Source organism: Belliella marina, assembly GCF_042682445.1.
In the GTDB taxonomy this organism is placed as follows: Bacteria; Bacteroidota; Bacteroidia; order Cytophagales; family Cyclobacteriaceae; genus Belliella; species Belliella marina.
The window spans coordinates 126,622-146,525 of the sequence record NZ_JBHUHR010000027.1 but is presented as its reverse complement, the minus strand read 5'-3'; the positions used below and the strand labels follow the sequence as shown (position 1 = coordinate 146,525).

Below are 19,904 nucleotides of genomic sequence, written 5' to 3'. Positions count from 1 at the left end.
TAGCGCAAATGTCTGTATTAGGGTTTCAGCTCGTAAAAAAATGTTCAGGGACATTTTCACCAAATATAATCATGGATATTCAAGATTCAAACTAATATAATGAAAGATGGTTTCATGGCTAACTTTTACCATGCTCTTGTTCTGACCAAGCATTAGATATCAAGTCCGTTGTCAGAACGCAAAATCTCAAAATAATGGCTCCAACTCAATACGTTAGACAGTGTCTCACTTTTTGGAAAGAATAGATACAGCTTTCTCATGTACAACAAGTTAGCTCTACTGAACCCCTTTCCATAAAGTCGAATCAGGTCTTTGGAAAGCTTCTCAAAGAGAAAAGTCACGTACGCTGCTTTTTCTTTACCGCCTTGCTCAAATTCAGCGATGTGTCTACCGATTAACCAATAGGTCTGAACTAAAATTGTGTTTACCGACTTTGCTACTTGCCCTTGCCCTCTCCCTTTTTTTAGAAGTCCATCAATTTGGTTTATTAGGTTGGTATATTTTGATTGTTCAATATCGATTTCCTACACTCTCAAATCCTACCCAAACATGTCGGTCAGGCAGGCGCAACCTACAATCCAGCGAACCTCGTCAGACTCCCACAGTACGAGACAGGTTATTAGGAGGGTTTTCAGACATCCAACTTATTCCTATGAACCATATCCAGGGAATGGATCACTTTCTCTGCCAAAAAACATGTCGGTTGAGAGGGGTCAATCCCGGGATTCGGGACAGACTATGCTCCGGAATATCCATTCTAAAAGAATTGCTGTAAAGATTCCAATAAAAAACAAACTCAGAATCCATAAAAAGCCCTGATAGATTTTCACACCCAACAGGGTTTACCGATAGTGATCTGTATCAAGGGCTTTTCTCTAATAAGCTAATTGTTGGCACTAGTGTTTTTTAATTTTTCATTCAGGTTTCTTATAAATTCCCGTCTCTTGACAAGTTCGTTTAATTTTCCCTCGAATGTTATTGTCCTATTCAATTTGGGAAATGATAGTCTACCTTTTGCGATTGAATATGTTATCAAAAGATTGAAGTAATTATATATTAAAATTAACTTTTGGACATAATCTGTTCTAACCACATCAAAACCCATACGCTGTGCAGTCCTATCATTGATAATGTAACTTGTACCACGAATTGTAATGTTTTCAGACTCACAAGCTTCGCTTTCTTCAATAAGATTCAGAAGCCCCTCCAAATATTGCTGAATTATAAAATCCGACCTTTGTTTTCCATTCATTTTTTGGTCAATTACAAAAACATAATCAAACAATGTCCCTCCGTGTATTTTAACCACTCCATCCTTAGGTTTTTCGGCCAGGAAGAGTGATGAATAATATTTTAAACTTCCACTCTTTTTCAAAGAAGGTGTATCGAAGAAAGGTGCAATTATAGATAGCGTTATTGGGAAAGTTAAAATCACAAATCCATAGATCCCTGTCTTCCAAGAAATAAACAAGGATGTCAAGATTACTATCAATGCCAATAATCCAATCAAAAATTGAATCCGATTTTGTTCCTTTCTTGATTTAATATAAAATCTATGTCTCAAATCATTTCTTGTATAATTGCTCAGGGTCTCTGGTGTTTTATAAGTAGGGCACTTAGCAAGTAATCCCCTACAGGTTAGCCATGAGGCGTAAGCTTAATTTTCTATTTTAATTTATCAGTTCCAAAATTACCAAAATTATTAACATAGAGGACTAGTGAACTCACAGCCACCTTTTTTTAAGCCAATAGCATCCATCCATTTTTGCAGTGCTATTTGTAGAAGCCATTATGGTATAATACTCCCCAAAACACCTTCAAAAATTCTGAAAAGCGTACTCCCCCTCAATTTGAGCTGATTTTGACGCCTATGTTCTGCCTAGTAAGGTAAAATTTATCGATCGTCCAATTTCCGTAGTTAATCCCGAATAGATTCTGATCGCTTGCGTTTTAATTATTATTTTAACAGTTATTTTTTATATTATTTTTTGATATATTATAGTATTAACCTGAGTTCGATTGTTATCACAAAGTGAGAATAGTCGAACTCAGGTTAATAATTACTATATTGATTTCAATGCATAAAGTAGATTAATTGGGTCTAACAGACCTTCAACCGCTATGGGATTTTCCAAAACATATTCAATATATGGTAAAGCCAAGCAAATAGCTTGGGTGGTTCTGCTTGGGATCATGTTTACAGCTTGTATAACGGATGAGGAGGAAGGTTCGAGCTGTATTGACGGCTGCCCGAATTTTCTTTTGATTGATTATGAACCATCCTGGAGTCCAGATGGGGAATGGATTGCATATCTCCATGTAGACAGCCAACCTTCCCACACGGGTATCTACAGGATAAAGCCTGATGGAAGCGAAAACACATTGTTGATACCCGGCGCCCAAAACCCTTCTTGGAGTCCAGACTCCAAGAAGCTCGCCTATTCCCTTGGCGCTCAAATATGGGTCATGGAATTGGAAAGTGGCAGCACAGAACAACTGACCTTTGAGGGAAGGAATTTTTCTCCAAATTGGAATCCAGACGGAACAATATTATTGTTTCGACAAAGTATTTGCACAAATATACCTTGTGGTGTTTGGATGATGGAAATCGGAAAATCTCCAAAATTCCTTGTCTCTTATGGAACGCCATCTAACTTCCATCCTACCCAAGAACTTTTTGTTTATCGAAGAAGCTGGGTAGAAAGTGATGGAGATGTATTAGGGGACTCTTTGTTCTGCTACAATGTAAAAGAATCGGAAAATGTTTTTGTCACGACATTAAGCTCATCAGAATTTATTTCAAACAAATACTTCAGGTTTGAAAAATCAGGTGATTCATTCCTCTTTTCTTCATTTGCAATTGAAACCGAGGCTTCCTCAATCTTTGTAATGACGAACGGCAATACAAAACCGCAATTACTAAAAGCTGATGCACATACAGCTGATTGGGCGCCAGATGGACGTAGGATTGTCTATACCAATTCCAATGCCGACAATGGCAGGCTGCATATACTAGATATGGGGAGCAACCAATCACAGCAACTTACTTATGACAATCAATTTTAACTCGTAACAAGCTTATTCTATGTCAAAATTTATACAAGTTATCCTCTCTTTGATCCTTTGGACTGAAATTGGTTTAAGTAAGGTCAACTAAGGACAGGAAGCCAATCGACTGGAAAATGAAATTTTGGTATCTATTTTACCAGATTCACTGGATCTGGGGATCCCACAATAAAAGCCAGAGCCGACATGGGGAAGGCTGAAATAAAGTCCCACTTTACCTCGATTAACTGTTGGCTATCTCTCAATGGCCACTATTTACTATTGTGGGAGGCAAGCTGCTTGCTTGAAGGTGATGCCAAATAGGAATATTATTTGCCGAAATTTTTAGAACCTTCGAAAGGTCTTTAGAAAACTCAACTTCTATGGTATCTGATAAAATACCGTCCCAATGAACAATCGTTTTAGATTTTGAATCGAAAACTTTTAGATTTGATTCAAAATTTAATATGTATAACTCATTGTATCGGTGTTTTATAATTTTAAAATTTTTAGAGGTTTCCTTCCCATCATATGTTAGATGTTCCAGTGAAATATTTTCCTCTGCGAAATGTATTGAATTACTCGGGCTTAGCAAATCATTGCCATTAGTGTCTTTGACTGACAACACAATATTGTTCACTATTGGTCCTTCACTGAGTTCGTAATCATCATTGTCTTTTGAACAAGAAAAAAGCACAAAACATACACACAGGTTTAATAGGATATGTTTTTTAACATTCAAATTCTTCATAAATATTTAATTACTCTTTAACTCCATGGTTCTTGAATTTTCCGTTTAGCTTACAGCTAACGGCAGACTCCCACAGTACGGGACAGGTTATGGGAAAAGCCTCTGCCAGTTTTTAAGTCCAACTTTTTTACACCTGCCCTACCGAATGGCGGGAATCCCTCTAAAATTAGCAAATTTATCCGTATTTACATGCCCGCCTTAGGAGGGTTTTTTGGATAAAAGCGATTTCCCTGCTTTTCATATGTATGTTTAGGTTATTGTAGATTAATCATTGATGACACAAAATTTTGGCAAATCTAGCAACCCCTACGCCCAGCGGATGTACGCCACGTCGCACAAGACAGTCAATACGTCTCCCGGAGGGCAGGCAGCCACTAGACAAATGCTATGCATTCATAAATACCAATAAAAAGCTCTGATAGGGCTTAGTATAAGAGTTGTTTTTTACTAGGGTTAATTTTAAGCAATAATGTTCTTATTCAGGTTTAATTTTCACAATTTTTCCACCTTGCATAATAACCAGTTCACTTTTTTTCTCTTTTTTAAACTCAAGAAGTCTTTCATAAACTTTATCAAGTCCCTTGACAATCTTGTCTTTAAGTTCCATTTGCTTGTCTCTGTTGCTCATAGCTTTTCTTTAATAGATTAAATTTTTCTGAATCGACAATTAATAGTGGTTCGTGTTCTATTTTTTGCGCTATCAGTTCGTGTTTACCATACGAATTGTCAAAAATCAAAGCTCCATCTACGATCTCAATATAAATGTCAAACAAATTTTTAATTCCTTTGAAATAACGTCTTTTATATCTCAGATATTGAAATAATGTAACTTTTTTATCATCAAATACAGCTGAAAATTCCTTTATTTCTTTTTCTTTCTTACTATAAAGTATATTATTACTCCAAATATTAAAATATAGAAGAAATATTTTCCGAATAAATATCCAATTCTATAACTCTGTGCCTTTCCAAGATATTGACTGATTTCTTGGTTAGGATTTATCTTTATAGAGTTAAAGAATAATTCCTTTTCGTTATTGTCAAAATTCTCTAAACCAATATAATAAAAAGAATAAAGATGTTTATTTAGTAAATACAACTCTACTTGATAAGTTGGATTATTTAATGAATCTTTAAACTTTAGTCGGTAACCTTTATAGCCTTCTTTTTCAATCAGTTCTCGAGATTCTAACTCATAAGGAATACTAGACGCAATTCCGTCAATCGTTCCATTATATTGTTCTATAAGACTTTTTAAGTTATAAGGTAGTCTTGAAAGGTCTTCATTTTGGCTCTCTTTTTCAAAAAGTGATTTTTGAGCAATAAATGTTGAGTTTTCTGTATAAGAGTATATTTGATACATTCTCATTCCTTGTGCAATTGTATCTAATTCAAAAACTTCATTTGGCATTTCAATTGAAATTATTGAGTCTAAATTGTAAGTCAACCATTCTTGATTTTGCGCAGATAATACATTATTCGTTAGGACTAATGTCAATAGTAGAATGATTTTTCTCATATGTTAGATTGGTTTAAATTACTTACAATCGGATTCAGGCAATGGAATTGCACTCTCACCTACGGGAATCAAAGTCCCCGTTTTTCCTTACCACTCACCACATATTGGCTTCCCAATTATGCAGCGCAAGGTAGTTTGATGGCTGCTTCGGCAAACCGCCATCGGGGGGCCTCTCTACTGGTTGCCCAATAGTCCTCCATCCATTTCAAAGCATTCAGCCTAGGGGCTGATTCAAGTCACACACGGTTCACAGCTAAGAAACGTGGGGCATTTCGGAGCGATTGCCTGTCCTTCTTAGCTGAAGTTGGTTCGGGGAACAACCCTTTCGTATCCCACTGACCGCCCCATATTTTCTTAGGTGTTGTTATAGCCATGTTTTTATTCTTAGTGAGCTCAATTTCAATTTCATTTTTATTTCTCCATGTTTGGCAACAAGTTCAGCTTGGTCTTCAATTTGACTAGGAATATATTTCCAATGGACATATCTCATGTAATCCCTTTCATTATTATATGATTTCTTTATTTCTATTGAACCAATAATTTTCAAATCTACCTCATTAGCTTTATAATGAGGAGCCATATACCAACTAACTAGTGGATAATCTTTATAGGTATCTGGTGAATCTTGATCTTTTGAAAACAAGACGTTTGCCTTTTCGAAAAATTCGACTGTCGGAGTTTTATCTGAAATGTAATCGCAAAGTGCAATTAGGTTAAGTCCATATTCGGTTTGTTCTTCGGATTCTAAAACGAAAGCTGCTCCGAATAATCCGTTAGAAAGTTGGACGCTAAGGCAATGACCTTTTTTAAAAATAGAATCTCTAAATATTTTCTTTTCCCTTCTTTTCGGATTTTTCTTCTCAGAATTGAGCTTTTCGAGGAATTTTTCAAGAATTTTCTTCCTCTTTGTAACCTCAGATTTATCAGCCCCAAGTTCCTTCCAAAGTTTAATGTCATTTCCTGATTCAATTATCTGAGTTACACGCATAAGGATTCTTGGTTCAAGCAATTTGCATTCCCACTGGCAAAGAGCTAACGCAAACCAAAAATTGTTAGCTTCCTCATAATCGTTGACAATCTCTTGATTGGAATCAATAAGTTTTTGAGCTATTTCATTTGGCTCATACCCATCATTGTATAGTTCGAAGAATTCATCTTTTATGTCTTCGAATATATCATTTGAAGATATTCCTGTACCCCAGCTTCCCATTTGTGGATGATTTTTGTAATGTTGTAAACTGATCATAACGTTAGACTGTGAAAAAAGCCTCTGCCAGTTTTTAGTCCAACCCTTTTACACCTGCCCTATCGAATGGTGGGAATCCCTCTAAAATTAGCAAATTTATCCGTATTTACATGCCCGCCTTAGGTGGGTTTTCAGACATCCAACTTATTTCTATGATGGATATCCCAGAGCAACAGGTTCGAGGATCTTATCGGAATTCCTACTTTAGGGTCAGTCCCGAGATTCGGGACAGGCTATGCTCCGGAATATCCATGATGCATCTTTACAAAAAATTAATTCTAGGACTTGGACTTGCTCGGACAGATACAAAAACGGATTATCCGACTACAAAATATGAGCTTCTGCAATGAGCTGGAGTATGGTACATACAGTATACCCCCGTATGACGGGACAAGCAGTGAGATATGAAAGGATAGGATTTGCCTTTACCTCGATTGTACGGTCTCACTTCTTTTTATCGCTCAATTATTTCCTTTACCTTTTCTTCCAACTGTTTTTGGTCGGGTAAATACAACTGATATTTTGAAACAAAAATCTTGGTGGTTAGCCCACCTGTTGCATATTTAACGGTATATTCGTGCTTGTCTGCTGCGATGATAATCCCTATAGGTTCGTTGTCGCCTTCGGTGTTTTCTTCTTCTCTGAAGTAGTTTAGATAAAGGTTCATTTGCCCGATGTCTTGGTGTTTCACTTTTCTTGTTTTCAGGTCGATAAGAACAAAACATTTGAGTATTCGGTGATAGAAAACAAGGTCAATAAAATTATGTTCGTTGTCTAATGTGATTTTGAACTGCTGTTTGACGAAAGAAAAACCTTTACCAAGTTCCAACAAGAATTGTTGAAGGTTGTCAATGAGTTTCTTTTCCAAGGCTCTTTCTTGGACGATAGTGTCCATTGGTAATTCAAGAAACTCAAAAACGTAAGGGTCTTTTATGATGTCTTTAGATGTTGCTATTTCCTGACCTTTTTCTGCTAATGCTAAAACGCCTTTTTTATCTTTGCTCAACGCTAATCGTTGAAACAATGCTGAATCTATTTGGCGTTTCATTTCTCTTGCTCCCCAATTTTCTTTGATGGATTGCTGTTCATAAAAACTTCTCGCCAAATCGTCTGATACCGTTAATAATTCAGCAAAATGACTCCAACTCAATTTTCCAGACACCGTCTGGAAAATTGGATATTTGATATAAAACTGTCTGCAAAGATAGATGCTACTTTTACTAAAGCCCTTGCCATATTTTATTTTCAGGTCTTTTGCCAAACTCGTCAATAAAGCACTTCCATATTCTGCTTTTTCTTTTCCGTCTTGCTCGTATTCCACGATATATTGACCAATTTCCCAGTTGGCTTTCACCAATTCTCTATTGACTGCCTTAACAGCATTTTCCCTTGCTCTTTGTAAGGTAGAGCCGATGCTGTCAATAAGTTCTGTGTATTTTTGTTTAGATAACGACATTACAACAGTAAATCAATTTAATTATGTAAAGGTAACAATTTCTGTTACGTCATTTTTTGCTTGGAAGGCAAAAAGATAAAGTCGATTTTACAACTTTGCCATAAAATTTATGTTTTGAGATAATTGAAGGACAACTCTTATCCAAACCTGTTCTACCATTTAAAAACAGACTACAAATTTATCCGCATTTACATGTCCGCCTTAGGAGGGTTTCCAGACATCCAACTTATTTCTTGAAAACATGTGTGTAATGCCAATCTAAGAAGTCTTTGGATGGAAGAAATCTATCAGGCAAAATAATGTTTTGATTGTCCAATTTTAAAAAATAGTCATCGATAGATTTTGATTTCTTTTGTTTAAATAGAGTTGGGGAAATTTTTACTTTAAAGTCGGTTGTAATCGTCATCAAACCTGTTTCAAAAGCCTTGTCATGCAGTGCATTTATGGCAATTCCATTTTGGGGGTTTAATCTGTTCTTTTCGTCAATACTCCACGGTTTGATGTGGCCAGCAATTAGTAATTCCGGTTGCCGAATTCCAGTTATGCAACAGGTATTATTGTAGGAAGCCAAAATCGAACTTCTAAAGAATGATTGATTTACCCTGGCTTTTACTATTTGTTCTCTTGTTTTTCCTTCTTTTGGCACATCCATTTCTGGAATGTGATTCAGCCGTTCAACGGTCGTATTTTCAAAATACGCCAATAGTTTTTCACTTTCAAAAGGCAAAACATCCCAATTATTAAAAAACTCGTTCCAAATTTCAGAATCAAGCTTACTTGCATTTGAAGCGCCTTTAATTCCTCTTGCTTGTAAACTTGGGTCAAGACTCGCGAAATTTACAAGCTTGTAAGCTACAGAGCTTGGTGTTCGTCCAATTAGATCGGCTAGATGAATTACTTCCGGGTTTAGTCGATGTAACCTACCAAAAGGTAATTTGCAGTATAAATTTACCACTAAAATTAATTCTTCTCTTGTCCATAGCTTTTGCCCTTCTTTCATATTTCATCTTTATTGTCAAATTATAATATAAATTCAAAATCACATTCTTCAGAAAGACACCTATGTTGTTGGGAAGTATCAGATTTATTGATGATTTCTGTTCTATTGCTACATTTTATGTAAAAATAACAGATTGATTCTATAGTGTCCTGAGCAACTATCATTTTTTCTTCCCACATTAATTTAATTTGCCACCGTCTTTAACGATTCCGACAATCGTAAACAAAAACTCTCAATCTGGGCTGATTAGTCAGTTTGTGCTGATCAATATCGGGATGATTTTTAATTCGACGCATTGTACCAATAAAAAAAGCTGTTTTGTCTCTTAACTTTTTAAGCTTGTTAAGAAAGTTTAGCTCACCCGATATTTCTAACTTACTGATGTCCTGACCATTAAATTCCTCTGAAAAATCTTGGTTCTTTGATCGTCTCGCAGTGTAGGCTACCTTACCAGCTGCAAGTATGACCTCTTCAATTTTGAAGTTCCCGGCTATCAAAAAGCCTTCAAACTTGCTTAAAACCGTTGATTCATACTTTTGGTAAAACAATGTTCTTTTATCATCTTAAAATATCTTTAACAGATTCATCAAAGTTGTTTTCTAAGTAGCTTTTAATTTGTTCCTCTTTATTTTCTCTTCTTGCGAAACTGATGAGTTTGGTAAAGTTGATCTGATAGCGTTTTAACGCATTTTCAAACAGGGTTTTCATTTCGCTTCCCCTTATGGCACAGCAGGTTACCGCATTTCTGTACACGTCTATCAATATTTTCCCAAGGTAGGCACATAGATTTTACCCTCAAGATCAAGAAAAGCAAATGCTTTTCCGAATACCTGATAGAAAGGTATTCCACATTTGAAAGGATAAAATCCCCTTAGTTAGTCCAGCTTGAATGGTTTGAATTTACTTTGTAGTTTCAAGAGTCCGCCTCGCTGAAAAGGAAAGAAAGAGAATCTACTCAAGGGGATAAGATGGTTTAGTTTGGATATATGTTTGGTAACCTTCAATTCTGAAAAAAATAAAGAGTAAACCGGTTTTTGTTTTGACTATGTCCAAAACAATCACTAATTCTTAAATTTCAAGGTTTTAAAAAGAGATTTCCCTAAGCTTGATCCAGAGTATGAAAGCTGTATGAAATTGAGTTCATCCTAAAGGTGGAAAACGACATAGTGCTGTAGAATCATATGTAAATAAAATATGAGAATTAGGATATGATTCAGTTAAAAATGAAGCCAATGATAAATGATCAAAGGTTAGCATATTTAATCGTTTATAAAGGATAAAAATTATAAAATTCTCATTACATTTACCAATTGAAGAATCAAAAGACTCATTTTTTAGGGCTTTTGATTCCTTAAACAGTAATTATGGCTGACAGTGTGTACATTTCTGCAAATCTTACCAAAACTCAGTTAGAGTTTTTGAAACTACTAGGTGATCACGAAATACAGCTTTTTAAATTTTCGAATATTGAAAAACAACTCAACCAGAAATTTGAAAATTTAGTTCATAGAGAGGTTGAGTTTAGGTGGAATAGGTATGGAAGCTTCCGGTATCAGATCACCATAGCGGATTGTTTTGATCAACCACGATATTCAATCGGCTACGATGAACTTATTTGGCTTATTAGACGTGCATATATAAGCTCACAAAAGCTGATTACATATTTCAAAACTATCAGAAACGTAGCTGTTACAAAGCACTTTGTTTTTTTGCTTGAGTTGTTCGAATGTAAAATGTTATCATCATTTATAGACTTTGCAAAAAAAGTAGTAAATACTAACTATAATTTGTTCGATCTGCAAGGATTGGAAAAATGGGTATTTGATGCAAAATGGGGGTTGCGCCTCAATATAGCCAGAAAAGAATTAATTCAGATCTAAACAAAACAAAACTAATGAATATCTAATGAATCCTCTGAGCAGTTCATGAATCCTAGAAATGAAATGGTGTAAAGTTAGCTTAGACAAAACTGTGTAGACTCTATGTACCAATGATAAAGATAACCTGGTTATTAGATGCTAAAAAATGATCTTTTTGTTTAAAATAAATAATTGTAGATGTGTAAAGTAAAAGAGGATAAAATTTAATAAAGGATAAAAAGCTGAATTTTCAAGCAAGTATGTTCCTGTTTTCAAAATGATTGATTGAGGTATGGACTTCATGGAAAAATATTTGGTCTAACATATATTATTTTACCCAAGTATATAACAGTTTTATTTAATAAAGTAATGCTTTTTATAGCTATGAAGATTATAAGTGCTATTTAGTTTTCCCAGATGTACAGAACGGCAATAGTTAAAATAAACTGGAATGTTGGAAAAGGTGTAAAGAGCAAACTGGAGCCAACAAATGTTGACTTAGGAGTTATAGAGATTATGAAGTGATATCTGAAATCCGCCTTCTTAACCAATACTCTTAAATAATTCATTAAATGCTTGAATTTTATTATAAATACAATAAAAATAAGTTCAGAGAAAAATCGAAAAAACTATTTGAAGAAATTTCTAAAATTCTTCAATATGAAAGTATATGCGTTGAAGAAACTGAAGGTACAGAAATCCCATGTGAATATGAGACTGAACTTACAGAAACATTATTTAAGAATTTTAACAACGTGTATTATACTCTTAGAAAGAATAATGCAAAAGATCACCCTTTATTAAAAAAGTACCTGCCAGAATTAAAAGTACATCCAAAGTCAGACTTGTTATTCGCAGATTTCTTCAGTGGCGCTGGCGGCCTTAGCCAGGGTTTAATAAATGCAGGATTTACTCCCTCTTTTGTAAATGATAATTATTTAGAGGCACTTGAAACTTACTACTTCAATCATTTTCTTAGCCTGGACAGATTTTATTATGGTGATATAGCTGAACTTGTCAATAATGTTGCAGACTTCCTACACCTGTTTGAGGGTGTAAAACTTATAGCTGGTGGACCACCTTGTCAAGGTTTTTCAACGGCTAATCGTCAAAACTTTACGATAAATTCAGAAAATCAGGAAAAGCGTTTTATTGAGGATAAACGCAATGTATTATATAAGCAATTTGTTCAGTTACTTGGTCTGATCAAACCTGATTTTTTCATAATGGAGAATGTTCGTGGAATGAAAAAGGTAGAAGAACAAATTAAAGAAGATATTAAAAATGCAACAAATAGCGAATATTTTTTTAATCCATTGATACTCGATGCTAAACATTTTGGTGTTCCACAAAGTAGGATACGTTATTTTCTGATTGGAGGGAAAAATGTGTTTGATATAGAACAGATAAAAACAAGGCTTACCTACAGGCAAAATGAAGACAAAGGATATAAACTACGTGATGTTCTTTTCGGTTTACCTCATATACAGACTAATCCAATTAAGCTCAATGTAGATTATGAAAGTGAAATAAATGGATATAATGTCCGAAGTATATCGCTCGAACAAAATGAATTTCTGACAGAAATAAATGGGGGACGTAAAGTTGACTATTTATGGAATCACAGATCACGATACAATAATGAAAATGATTTGGAAATCTTCAAACGATTACCTGAAGGTGCAAATTCGTTGCATGATAGTATACAGGATATTCTGGTTTATAAAAATAGAAAACATATTTTCAAGGACAAATATTACAGGTTAAAGCGGGATGAAGTATCAAAGACCATTACCTCTCACATGAGATTTGATTGTCACATGTATATACACCCCGAAGAAGCACGTGGATTGAGTCCAAGAGAAGCGGCAAGAATTCAGACTTTTCCAGATGACTATATTTTCAGGGGTAATCTCAACAGCTGGTATCAGCAAATTGGAAATGCCGTTCCAGTCAAACTGGCTGAGGTAATTGGCAAAGAAATTAAAAACTATATTCAATGAAATATGCCGAATTATTTTCAGGAATAGGTGGCTTCAGACAATCAGCCGATCTAATATCAAAAGATACTGATGTCCGTTTGAAATGCACCGCATTCTCCGAAATAGATCCTTATGCACTCAAATCCTATGGTAGTAACTATGTGATTAACGGGGAAACATGTATGAATAATATAGTTGAATTCACTTCTGAAAAGGAAAGAATAAATCAACTTGAAGATTTCGACCTGTTACTCGGAGGGTTTCCTTGCCAAGCATTCAGTCTACTCGGTAAGCAACTTGGACTTGAAGATGAGCGGGGAAAAATATTGTTTAGTATACATGAGTTATTGGTAAAAAAGCAACCAAAATTTGTAGTACTTGAAAATGTAAGAAATATACTTCAGCATAATAAAGGAGAAACTTTAGGGAAAATACTTGATTTTTTCAAAGGTCATCAATATAAATATGTCAATTATGTTCTTCTAGATACTCGCAACTATGGACTACCCCAGCGTAGAGCGAGAGTATTTTTTGTTTGCAGCAAAAAGAAACTTGATATTGATTTGAGTGAGGAAGCGATTATAAACAATTTCAATTCTATAAAGAAGCACTCTTTAAACACATATAAAGATGTCAGAGATGTACTGGATAAAGAGGTAGATCAAAAGTATTATCTCTCTGAAAAGATTAAGCATACTATTCTTGCTGATGGCTCAAAAAATTTCAAAAGTAAGTCCCAAATAGATCTGGATATAGCAAGAACTCTTACTGCTACAATGGTAAAGATGCATAGAGCTTGTCAAGATAATTATTATTCTGATGACTTCATTCTGAACAACAATTCACAAAAGGATACTTCGAAAGAAGTTCTTTTCAAGGTCCCTGTTAGAAAACTTACACCTTGGGAAGCATTAAAATTACAGGGATTCAATGCTGAATTTTACCAGAATGCGATCAATTCAGGAGTTAGTGAACATCAGATATATAAACAGGCTGGTAATGCACTAAGTGTAAACACTGGCTATGCTTTGCTTCACTACTTATTTGTAAAATGTAAAATACAAACTTTGTAGATTAAAAACACGGACCGGAGCAAAAGTTGTCTCATGTTAATTATTGGTCTTTTTATTAATATGTTTTACAGTTATGGGGGGGGAGGGAATCCAATGGTTATAGTTAAGTACAGATTACATTAAAAATCCAATTTAGCTGAATCTAATGTTGACAGAATTTTTTGTTGAATAACGAACTCATAAGAATTGAATAAGATCGTAAACAGTTTATGCCTTACAGGTTAATACAACATTTCTTCGCAGTATGTCAAAGTTATGTACGGATTGTTTCGGATTGGATTAACAATACATTTAACTATAAATAAAATCGACTTAGATTAGAATAGTTTAACTAAATTGAAAGCAGAAGAAAGCTATACGTTTCTTATATTGGGGAAAGAAATTCTGGATTGAGAAATAAACAAACTAACTTCAGGGGAATTCCTTTAAAGTATACGGTCTGAATTTAAAAAAGTGTATTGAGAATGGGAGAACGGTTTTGCTGAAATTATATAAGTAATTTCGTTACAGAATGGTGGGGAAGTTAAAAGATTAATCAATTCGGTCCACGATCTTGTTGTTCTGTTTGTCCACTGTAACAAAATGGAATGAGTATCGATACTAACTTTTGTAGAATTGTAATCGAAAACGTTTTATGTCAAGTAAATATGATAACATAAAAATGCGTGAGGCAGCACCATTTGCAGCTTCAATGATGGAAAGCCTACGGGATCTAGGTTATTCAACAGAAACAGCTGTTGCTGATATTATTGATAATGCCATTTTTGCCAGGGCAACAAAAGTTTCTATTGATTTCTTGTGGAATGGAGTTCAATCTCGCATAGTTATTTCGGATGATGGTCTAGGAATGACTGAAGAACAGCTGGTACGTGCGATGCGTCCAGGAAGTCAAAGTCCTGCATCAGAGCGGAAAAATAATGATTTAGGACGATTTGGTTTAGGTTTGAAAACAGCTTCTTTATCGCAATGCCGTATGCTTACAGTTTTGTCTCGGAAGAAAACACAAAAATTAAGTTATTGGTGTTGGGATTTGGATTATATTACTGCTCCTGATACGGAAGGCTGGACAATACTCCAGAAGGCTGAGAAAGATGATTTGCTTAAAGCAGGAAAGATGATAAGTGGCACAGTTGTGATATGGGATAATTTGGACAGGGTTATTGAGTTAGATAAAGAGGGATATTCAGAGGATGATTTTTATTTAGTCGCTGAAAAAGTAAAGCGCCATATCGAAATGGTTTTTCATAGGTATCTGGAAACTGGAAAACTGCAAATCATTTTTAATGGTGTGGCTGTAAGAGCCTGGGATCCGTTTCTTCGTGGGGAAATCGCTACACAACCTCTCCCAGATGAATTGTTGGAAAATGGAGAAATACGTATAAAATCCTATATTCTCCCTCACCGCTCCAAATTAGGAGAAGATATTTGGTCAGAAAATGAAGAAAGAGGTGGATGGGACTCTTTACAAGGTTTTTATGTATACCGAAATGAGCGGTTATTGTTGGCTGCAGATTGGCTGGGATTAATACGAAAAAAACCTCATTATAAGTTAGCAAGAATTATGATTGATCTACCTAATCACTTTGACCATGAGTGGCAGATAGATATAAAAAAATCGAGAGCCAGCCCCCCCCTTACTTTGAGACATTATCTGAAAGCTATTACCATGGCAACAGTCACCCAGGCAGAACAGGTTTTTCGTCATAGAGGAAAGCAGGTTCAGCGATCTTTATCTGGAGATTTTTCATTTGTATGGAAAGAGATGGTAAAAGATGGACGTTTTTTTTTCAGGATCAATCAAGATCATCCTTTTATTGCATCTTTTGTTTTAAAGTCTGCAGACAAAAAAAAAGATATACAGAAATTACTTCGCCTTATTGAACAAACAGTCCCGGGTTCTTCAATTATTGCAAAAGAGCATGAATACCCTGATAATATGATGCGCCCATTCGAAATGATTCCAGATACCGAAATTACTTCGTTAATGAAAGAATTATCCGAAGGCTGGAAAAAACAGGGACTGGCAGGTGACCTGATTAAAAAAAAGCTATTAATGACAGAACCCTTCAGTGATTATCCACAATTAATCGAAACTTTAAGCTATGAGTGATAGAAATATTTTAGAACAGGCTCAGAAAATATGCCGAAACCTTCTAGATATTGATCCGCCGGCAACCACAGAAAAGATAAAAGAGGTTATCAATAAAGTTAAACAATTGTTATCGCTTGATGAAGATGACAAAAAAATGTTGTTATCCCGATTAGTGGAAGTTACAGGAATAACGCAGGAGGTTTCCCGTATTCTCGACAATGAAAAGATCGAACCCTGGGTTGTAGACAAATGGTCCCAAATGGCAAATAGCAGGAGGTTCTGGAAACGATATCAGAACTATCTTGCAGACGATAAAAAAATAGCACCAAAAGTTATTTCCCGACTTGATGATTTGACGAATAATATTTTAGACAGGTTGTCTGACCCTGAGGGTCATGATGAATTTGATAAACGAGGATTGGTGGTAGGTCACGTTCAATCGGGAAAAACTTCCAACTATATTGGATTAATTACAAAAGCTGCTGATGCAGGTTATAAATTTATCATTGTACTTGCTGGTATTCACAGTTCGCTGCGTAGTCAGACTCAATTGCGAATAGACGAGGGGTTTCTTGGTTACGATACAGAAACCACTCGTAGTTTCAGCCAGTCTACAAATCGTATAGGAGTGGGACGACTAGATCCGAATGTCCCTGCACATTCTCTTACCAGTAGTGCTTTGAATGGTGATTTTCATAGAAATGTGGCGGAAACGATAAACCTAAATCTTAGAGGGACGGATCCAGTAATAGTAGTTGTTAAGAAAAATAATGCCGTTTTAAAAAATCTAATTCAATGGTTATCAGCAAAAGTTGGTGAAGATCTACCAAATTCTGGGAATAGAATTATAAATAACCTTCCGCTTTTACTGATTGATGATGAAGCTGATAATGCGTCTATTAATATCAGTAAAAGCAGTGTGTCTTCAATTAATGGGTCTATTAGGGCTTTGCTAAGTCTGTTTCGGAAAAGTGCATATGTAGGCTATACCGCCACTCCGTATGCCAATGTATTTATCCCCCTTTCTGAAAACGATGAAAAACCAGGAAAAGGTCTCTGTGTAGTTGCGGGGAATAAAGATTATTTGATAGGGGAAGACCTATTCCCAAGAGATTTTATTATTAATATTTCACCTCCTTCAAATTATATTGGACCGGAGAAGTTTTTCGGTATTATGAGCGAAGATGATATATATGATACAGTCTCTGAAACTGATAAGGAGGAAGTCGAAAGTAATAACTCACTCCAACCAATCCATCTATTTGAACCTGTAAAAGATTATCAGCCTTTGGACTACCAGAGCCGTATGATATCAGAAGTAATTAAAGATCATAATTATAATTTTATCCCAGACGGACATAAAAAAGATGACGCTAAGCCAAAGGAACTACCAGAGTCTCTTAAAAAGGCAATAAAATGTTTTATACTTTCCTGTGCTGCAAGAAGAGTCCGTGGACAGATCAATGTTCATAATTCCATGCTTATTCATGTAACACGTTTTGTTGAATGGCAGAATCATATAGCATCTCTAGTTGAGGATGAACTGTCCCGTTATAAAAATAGAATAGAATTCAGAAACTCCAGTTTTTTTGAAGATCTGAAGGATTTGTGGGAAATTGACTTTATTTCTAAAACCGAACATATTATAAAATCTCCAGAAATAATTGATTCAGGTATTACGCCAATAAAGTGGAATGATATTGAACCAGAATTGCTCCCAGCGATTACAAAAATACGTATTCGAGCAGTACATGGATCAAAGCTATTAGGTGGTCTTGAACCGGAAAATATTCAACCATTAGATTATTATGATAATCAGAAAAAGGGACTTTCAGTGATTGCCGTTGGAGGGAATAAATTATCACGAGGCCTCACACTTGAAGGACTTACAATAAGCTATTATCTACGTGCTTCCAAAATGTACGACACCTTAATGCAAATGGGGAGGTGGTTCGGCTACAGACCTGGTTATTTAGACCTGTGTAGGTTGTTTACTACAAATGATCTGGTGAGTCATTATAAACACATTACAGCAGCAACAGAAGAAATGCGGGCGGAATTTGACAGAATGTGGCTACTTCGTAAAAGACCAAGGGATTACGGACTAAAAGTAAGAGCTCATGCGGGCGTTCTGGCAATCACTGCAGCTAATAAATTTCGGTATAAAAAGATGATGTCTTTCAGTTTTTCTGGTGATCTTGAGGAAACATGGCAGTTTGATAAGATCAGAAAAGATTTGTTCGACAAAAACCATCAAATAACCCAGTCATTTATCGAGAAACTCGGAATCACGAATGGTCCAGCCAATAAAAGTAAGCATCTGACCTCACAAAAATACGTATGGAGGGGGCAGAATAATTATAAGGAAGTCATACAATATCTCAGTGAATATCAATCGTCGCAAACATCCTTCAATACGAGTTTGCTTCGGCAGTATATAGAAAAACAAGCCGCAAAAGGAAAATTGGTGAATTGGACAATTGCACTAGTAAATAACAGCCGTGTAGAAGAAGAATCTCTTAAAAGATTTGGTGATCAAAAGGTGGGATTGTCTTACCGTAAAAACGATGCTGAAGAAGGATCGCAGTATTATGAATTGACCAAGGCACACATTATCGGTAATTTTCATGAATACATTGATCTGAATGATAACCAACTTGAAGAAGCACTCGAAGCAACCAAAAGAGATAAACGAGAAAAAGGAATTGAAACTAATACTGAGCACCCTAGCCCCTTACGAATCCGTAAAAATAGAGATGAAAGGAACGCTTTGTTACTTATTTATCCACTAGATCCTAAACCAGATCCGAAGAACTCCCCTTATAGTGAACAACCTATTATAGGACTTGCACTTAGTTTTCCGGAAATTGAAAATGAAGAAAAAGTCTTGTATGCAGTAAATGATGTTTTTAAAGAACAACTATATGATTATCCAGAAGATTTGGATATAGAAGATCTGGGGTTGGAAGAAGAAGATTCTGAAAAAAACAATTCATACAGACAGACTTATCCACTCAGTGAAAAAACATTTAGAGACCTCATAGAAAATAGCTATCAGAATGTTTTGAACGAAACTGAATTCTCCAGTGGAATGGTGCCTACGTACCCTAAAACGGACAATATTTTGCATGAACTGGCATCCAATGTTAATTTGGTACTTGCAAAAGAAAAGGCTGTCGGACACCTAACTGTTCCTTTCTATTCAGAAAAAGATATTCAGCAGTTCTATCTGAATGAGCCTCCATTGGTAGTCGTAAATCCCGAACAAGAATTTATTGAGCAAAAAGGATGTCTTGTTGGGCCGAAAAGATCTAGATATGTTACCTTCTCTTACCATGATCAGCCGGCAATATTTGCAGATAGTTGCTGGGTGATCAGACCAGAGATTTCTTGTGCAAAATATATGGCTTCATTATTTAATTCAACTTTGTTCGGTGCTTGGGTACGGGTGAAAGGGGAACAGCGTAAGGATACCTACTTTATAAAAAATGAGGTTCTTTACAACTTTCCACTCGTTTTACCAGAAGAAGATAACTTGTGGCTTTACGACAACCTGTATGAGATCTTGGTTGCGATCGCTCGCAAGGAACAGATTGATGGAACTGGAATAAAAAGATCTTTTTTCGCAGGGATTTTGGACGCGTTGATTTTTTGCACATATTTTCCAATTGTCTTGCAAAAAGAAAAAGAACTATTGCATTTTGAACTTTCACGTCTTGTTCCGGGAGATCTCCCGTTGGCAGAAAAAAAAGCAGGATTAGCAGAGGAGTTATTTGCGGTACTGTATGATAAAAACCATCCTGTCCGTAAAACACTCTTTTTTTTGGATAGTCAGGAAAAGATAAATAGAATTAAATCAGTTTTTACCCAGTAAAATAGGC

The 19,904-nt window shown here is 35.5% G+C and carries 17 protein-coding genes; 7 read left to right on the top strand and 10 right to left on the bottom strand.

All coding sequences use genetic code 11. The features are described 5' to 3' along the window. Positions 1 to 152 precede the first annotated feature (152 nt). On the bottom strand, positions 153 to 479 hold the full coding sequence (locus tag ACFSKL_RS10340; RefSeq protein ID WP_376886032.1) for a DUF1016 N-terminal domain-containing protein: 327 nt from the start codon (positions 477 to 479) through the stop codon (positions 153 to 155). A gap of 404 nt (positions 480 to 883) precedes the next feature. Beyond that, on the bottom strand, positions 884 to 1,510 hold the full coding sequence (locus ACFSKL_RS10335; protein WP_376885970.1) for a hypothetical protein: 627 nt from the start codon (positions 1,508 to 1,510) through the stop codon (positions 884 to 886). 611 nt (positions 1,511 to 2,121) lie between these two features. Between ACFSKL_RS10335 and ACFSKL_RS10330 the strand changes: the two genes are divergently transcribed. Then, on the top strand, positions 2,122 to 3,066 hold the full coding sequence (locus ACFSKL_RS10330; protein ID WP_376885969.1) for a TolB family protein: 945 nt from the start codon (positions 2,122 to 2,124) through the stop codon (positions 3,064 to 3,066). A gap of 241 nt (positions 3,067 to 3,307) precedes the next feature. Here ACFSKL_RS10330 and ACFSKL_RS10325 read toward each other — a convergent pair whose 3' ends face one another. The 4 genes from ACFSKL_RS10325 to ACFSKL_RS10310 all read right to left on the bottom strand — a co-directional run bounded on the left by ACFSKL_RS10325 (position 3,308) and on the right by ACFSKL_RS10310 (position 6,561). Then, complete coding sequence (locus ACFSKL_RS10325; protein ID WP_376885967.1) at positions 3,308 to 3,796, bottom strand: hypothetical protein; 489 nt, start codon at positions 3,794 to 3,796, stop codon at positions 3,308 to 3,310. Between the two features lie 475 nt (positions 3,797 to 4,271). Next, positions 4,272 to 4,424, bottom strand: a complete 153-nt coding sequence (locus ACFSKL_RS10320) for a hypothetical protein (protein ID WP_376885965.1) — start codon at positions 4,422 to 4,424, stop codon at positions 4,272 to 4,274. Between the two features lie 234 nt (positions 4,425 to 4,658). Next, positions 4,659 to 5,315, bottom strand: coding sequence for a hypothetical protein (locus ACFSKL_RS10315; protein WP_376885963.1), 657 nt, complete (start codon positions 5,313 to 5,315; stop codon positions 4,659 to 4,661). A 364-nt stretch (positions 5,316 to 5,679) separates the two neighbouring features. Beyond that, on the bottom strand, positions 5,680 to 6,561 hold the full coding sequence (locus tag ACFSKL_RS10310) for a hypothetical protein (protein ID WP_376885962.1): 882 nt from the start codon (positions 6,559 to 6,561) through the stop codon (positions 5,680 to 5,682). A 110-nt stretch (positions 6,562 to 6,671) separates the two neighbouring features. On the opposite strand from ACFSKL_RS10310, the gene ACFSKL_RS10305 reads away from it, so the two are divergent. Further along, positions 6,672 to 6,911 (top strand): hypothetical protein, encoded by a 240-nt coding sequence (locus ACFSKL_RS10305; protein WP_376885961.1) that lies wholly within the window; start codon positions 6,672 to 6,674, stop codon positions 6,909 to 6,911. A 104-nt stretch (positions 6,912 to 7,015) separates the two neighbouring features. Here the strand turns inward: ACFSKL_RS10305 and ACFSKL_RS10300 are convergent, their stop codons facing one another. The 4 genes from ACFSKL_RS10300 to ACFSKL_RS10285 all read right to left on the bottom strand — a co-directional run bounded on the left by ACFSKL_RS10300 (position 7,016) and on the right by ACFSKL_RS10285 (position 9,782). Then, a complete protein-coding gene (locus ACFSKL_RS10300) occupies positions 7,016 to 8,017 on the bottom strand; it encodes a PDDEXK nuclease domain-containing protein (protein ID WP_376885960.1) in 1,002 nt (333 codons plus the stop codon). 226 nt (positions 8,018 to 8,243) lie between these two features. Continuing rightward, positions 8,244 to 9,017 carry an HNH endonuclease gene (locus ACFSKL_RS10295; RefSeq protein WP_376885958.1) on the bottom strand — a complete coding sequence of 258 codons (774 nt, stop codon included), beginning with the start codon at positions 9,015 to 9,017 and terminating at the stop codon, positions 8,244 to 8,246. A 200-nt stretch (positions 9,018 to 9,217) separates the two neighbouring features. Then, positions 9,218 to 9,565, bottom strand: a complete 348-nt coding sequence (locus ACFSKL_RS10290) for a hypothetical protein (RefSeq protein WP_376885957.1) — start codon at positions 9,563 to 9,565, stop codon at positions 9,218 to 9,220. Between the two features lie 10 nt (positions 9,566 to 9,575). Next, complete coding sequence (locus ACFSKL_RS10285) at positions 9,576 to 9,782, bottom strand: DUF6577 family protein (protein WP_376886030.1); 207 nt, start codon at positions 9,780 to 9,782, stop codon at positions 9,576 to 9,578. 599 nt (positions 9,783 to 10,381) lie between these two features. On the opposite strand from ACFSKL_RS10285, the gene ACFSKL_RS10280 reads away from it, so the two are divergent. The 5 genes from ACFSKL_RS10280 (at position 10,382) to ACFSKL_RS10260 (ending at position 19,897) form a co-directional block, all read left to right on the top strand. Continuing rightward, positions 10,382 to 10,897 carry a hypothetical protein gene (locus ACFSKL_RS10280; protein ID WP_376885956.1) on the top strand — a complete coding sequence of 172 codons (516 nt, stop codon included), beginning with the start codon at positions 10,382 to 10,384 and terminating at the stop codon, positions 10,895 to 10,897. Positions 10,898 to 11,448: 551 nt separating this feature from the next. Beyond that, a complete protein-coding gene (locus tag ACFSKL_RS10275) occupies positions 11,449 to 12,879 on the top strand; it encodes a DNA cytosine methyltransferase (protein ID WP_376885955.1) in 1,431 nt (476 codons plus the stop codon). After that, the gene (locus ACFSKL_RS10270; RefSeq protein WP_376885954.1) at positions 12,876 to 13,931 is read left to right on the top strand and encodes a DNA cytosine methyltransferase; all 1,056 of its coding nucleotides are present in this window, start codon (positions 12,876 to 12,878) and stop codon (positions 13,929 to 13,931) included. Before ACFSKL_RS10275 ends, ACFSKL_RS10270 begins: the two co-directional genes overlap by 4 nt. A gap of 634 nt (positions 13,932 to 14,565) precedes the next feature. Continuing rightward, positions 14,566 to 16,041 carry an ATP-binding protein gene (locus ACFSKL_RS10265; protein WP_376885953.1) on the top strand — a complete coding sequence of 492 codons (1,476 nt, stop codon included), beginning with the start codon at positions 14,566 to 14,568 and terminating at the stop codon, positions 16,039 to 16,041. Further along, positions 16,034 to 19,897 (top strand): Z1 domain-containing protein, encoded by a 3,864-nt coding sequence (locus ACFSKL_RS10260; protein ID WP_376885952.1) that lies wholly within the window; start codon positions 16,034 to 16,036, stop codon positions 19,895 to 19,897. Before ACFSKL_RS10265 ends, ACFSKL_RS10260 begins: the two co-directional genes overlap by 8 nt. Positions 19,898 to 19,904: the final 7 nt, after the last annotated feature.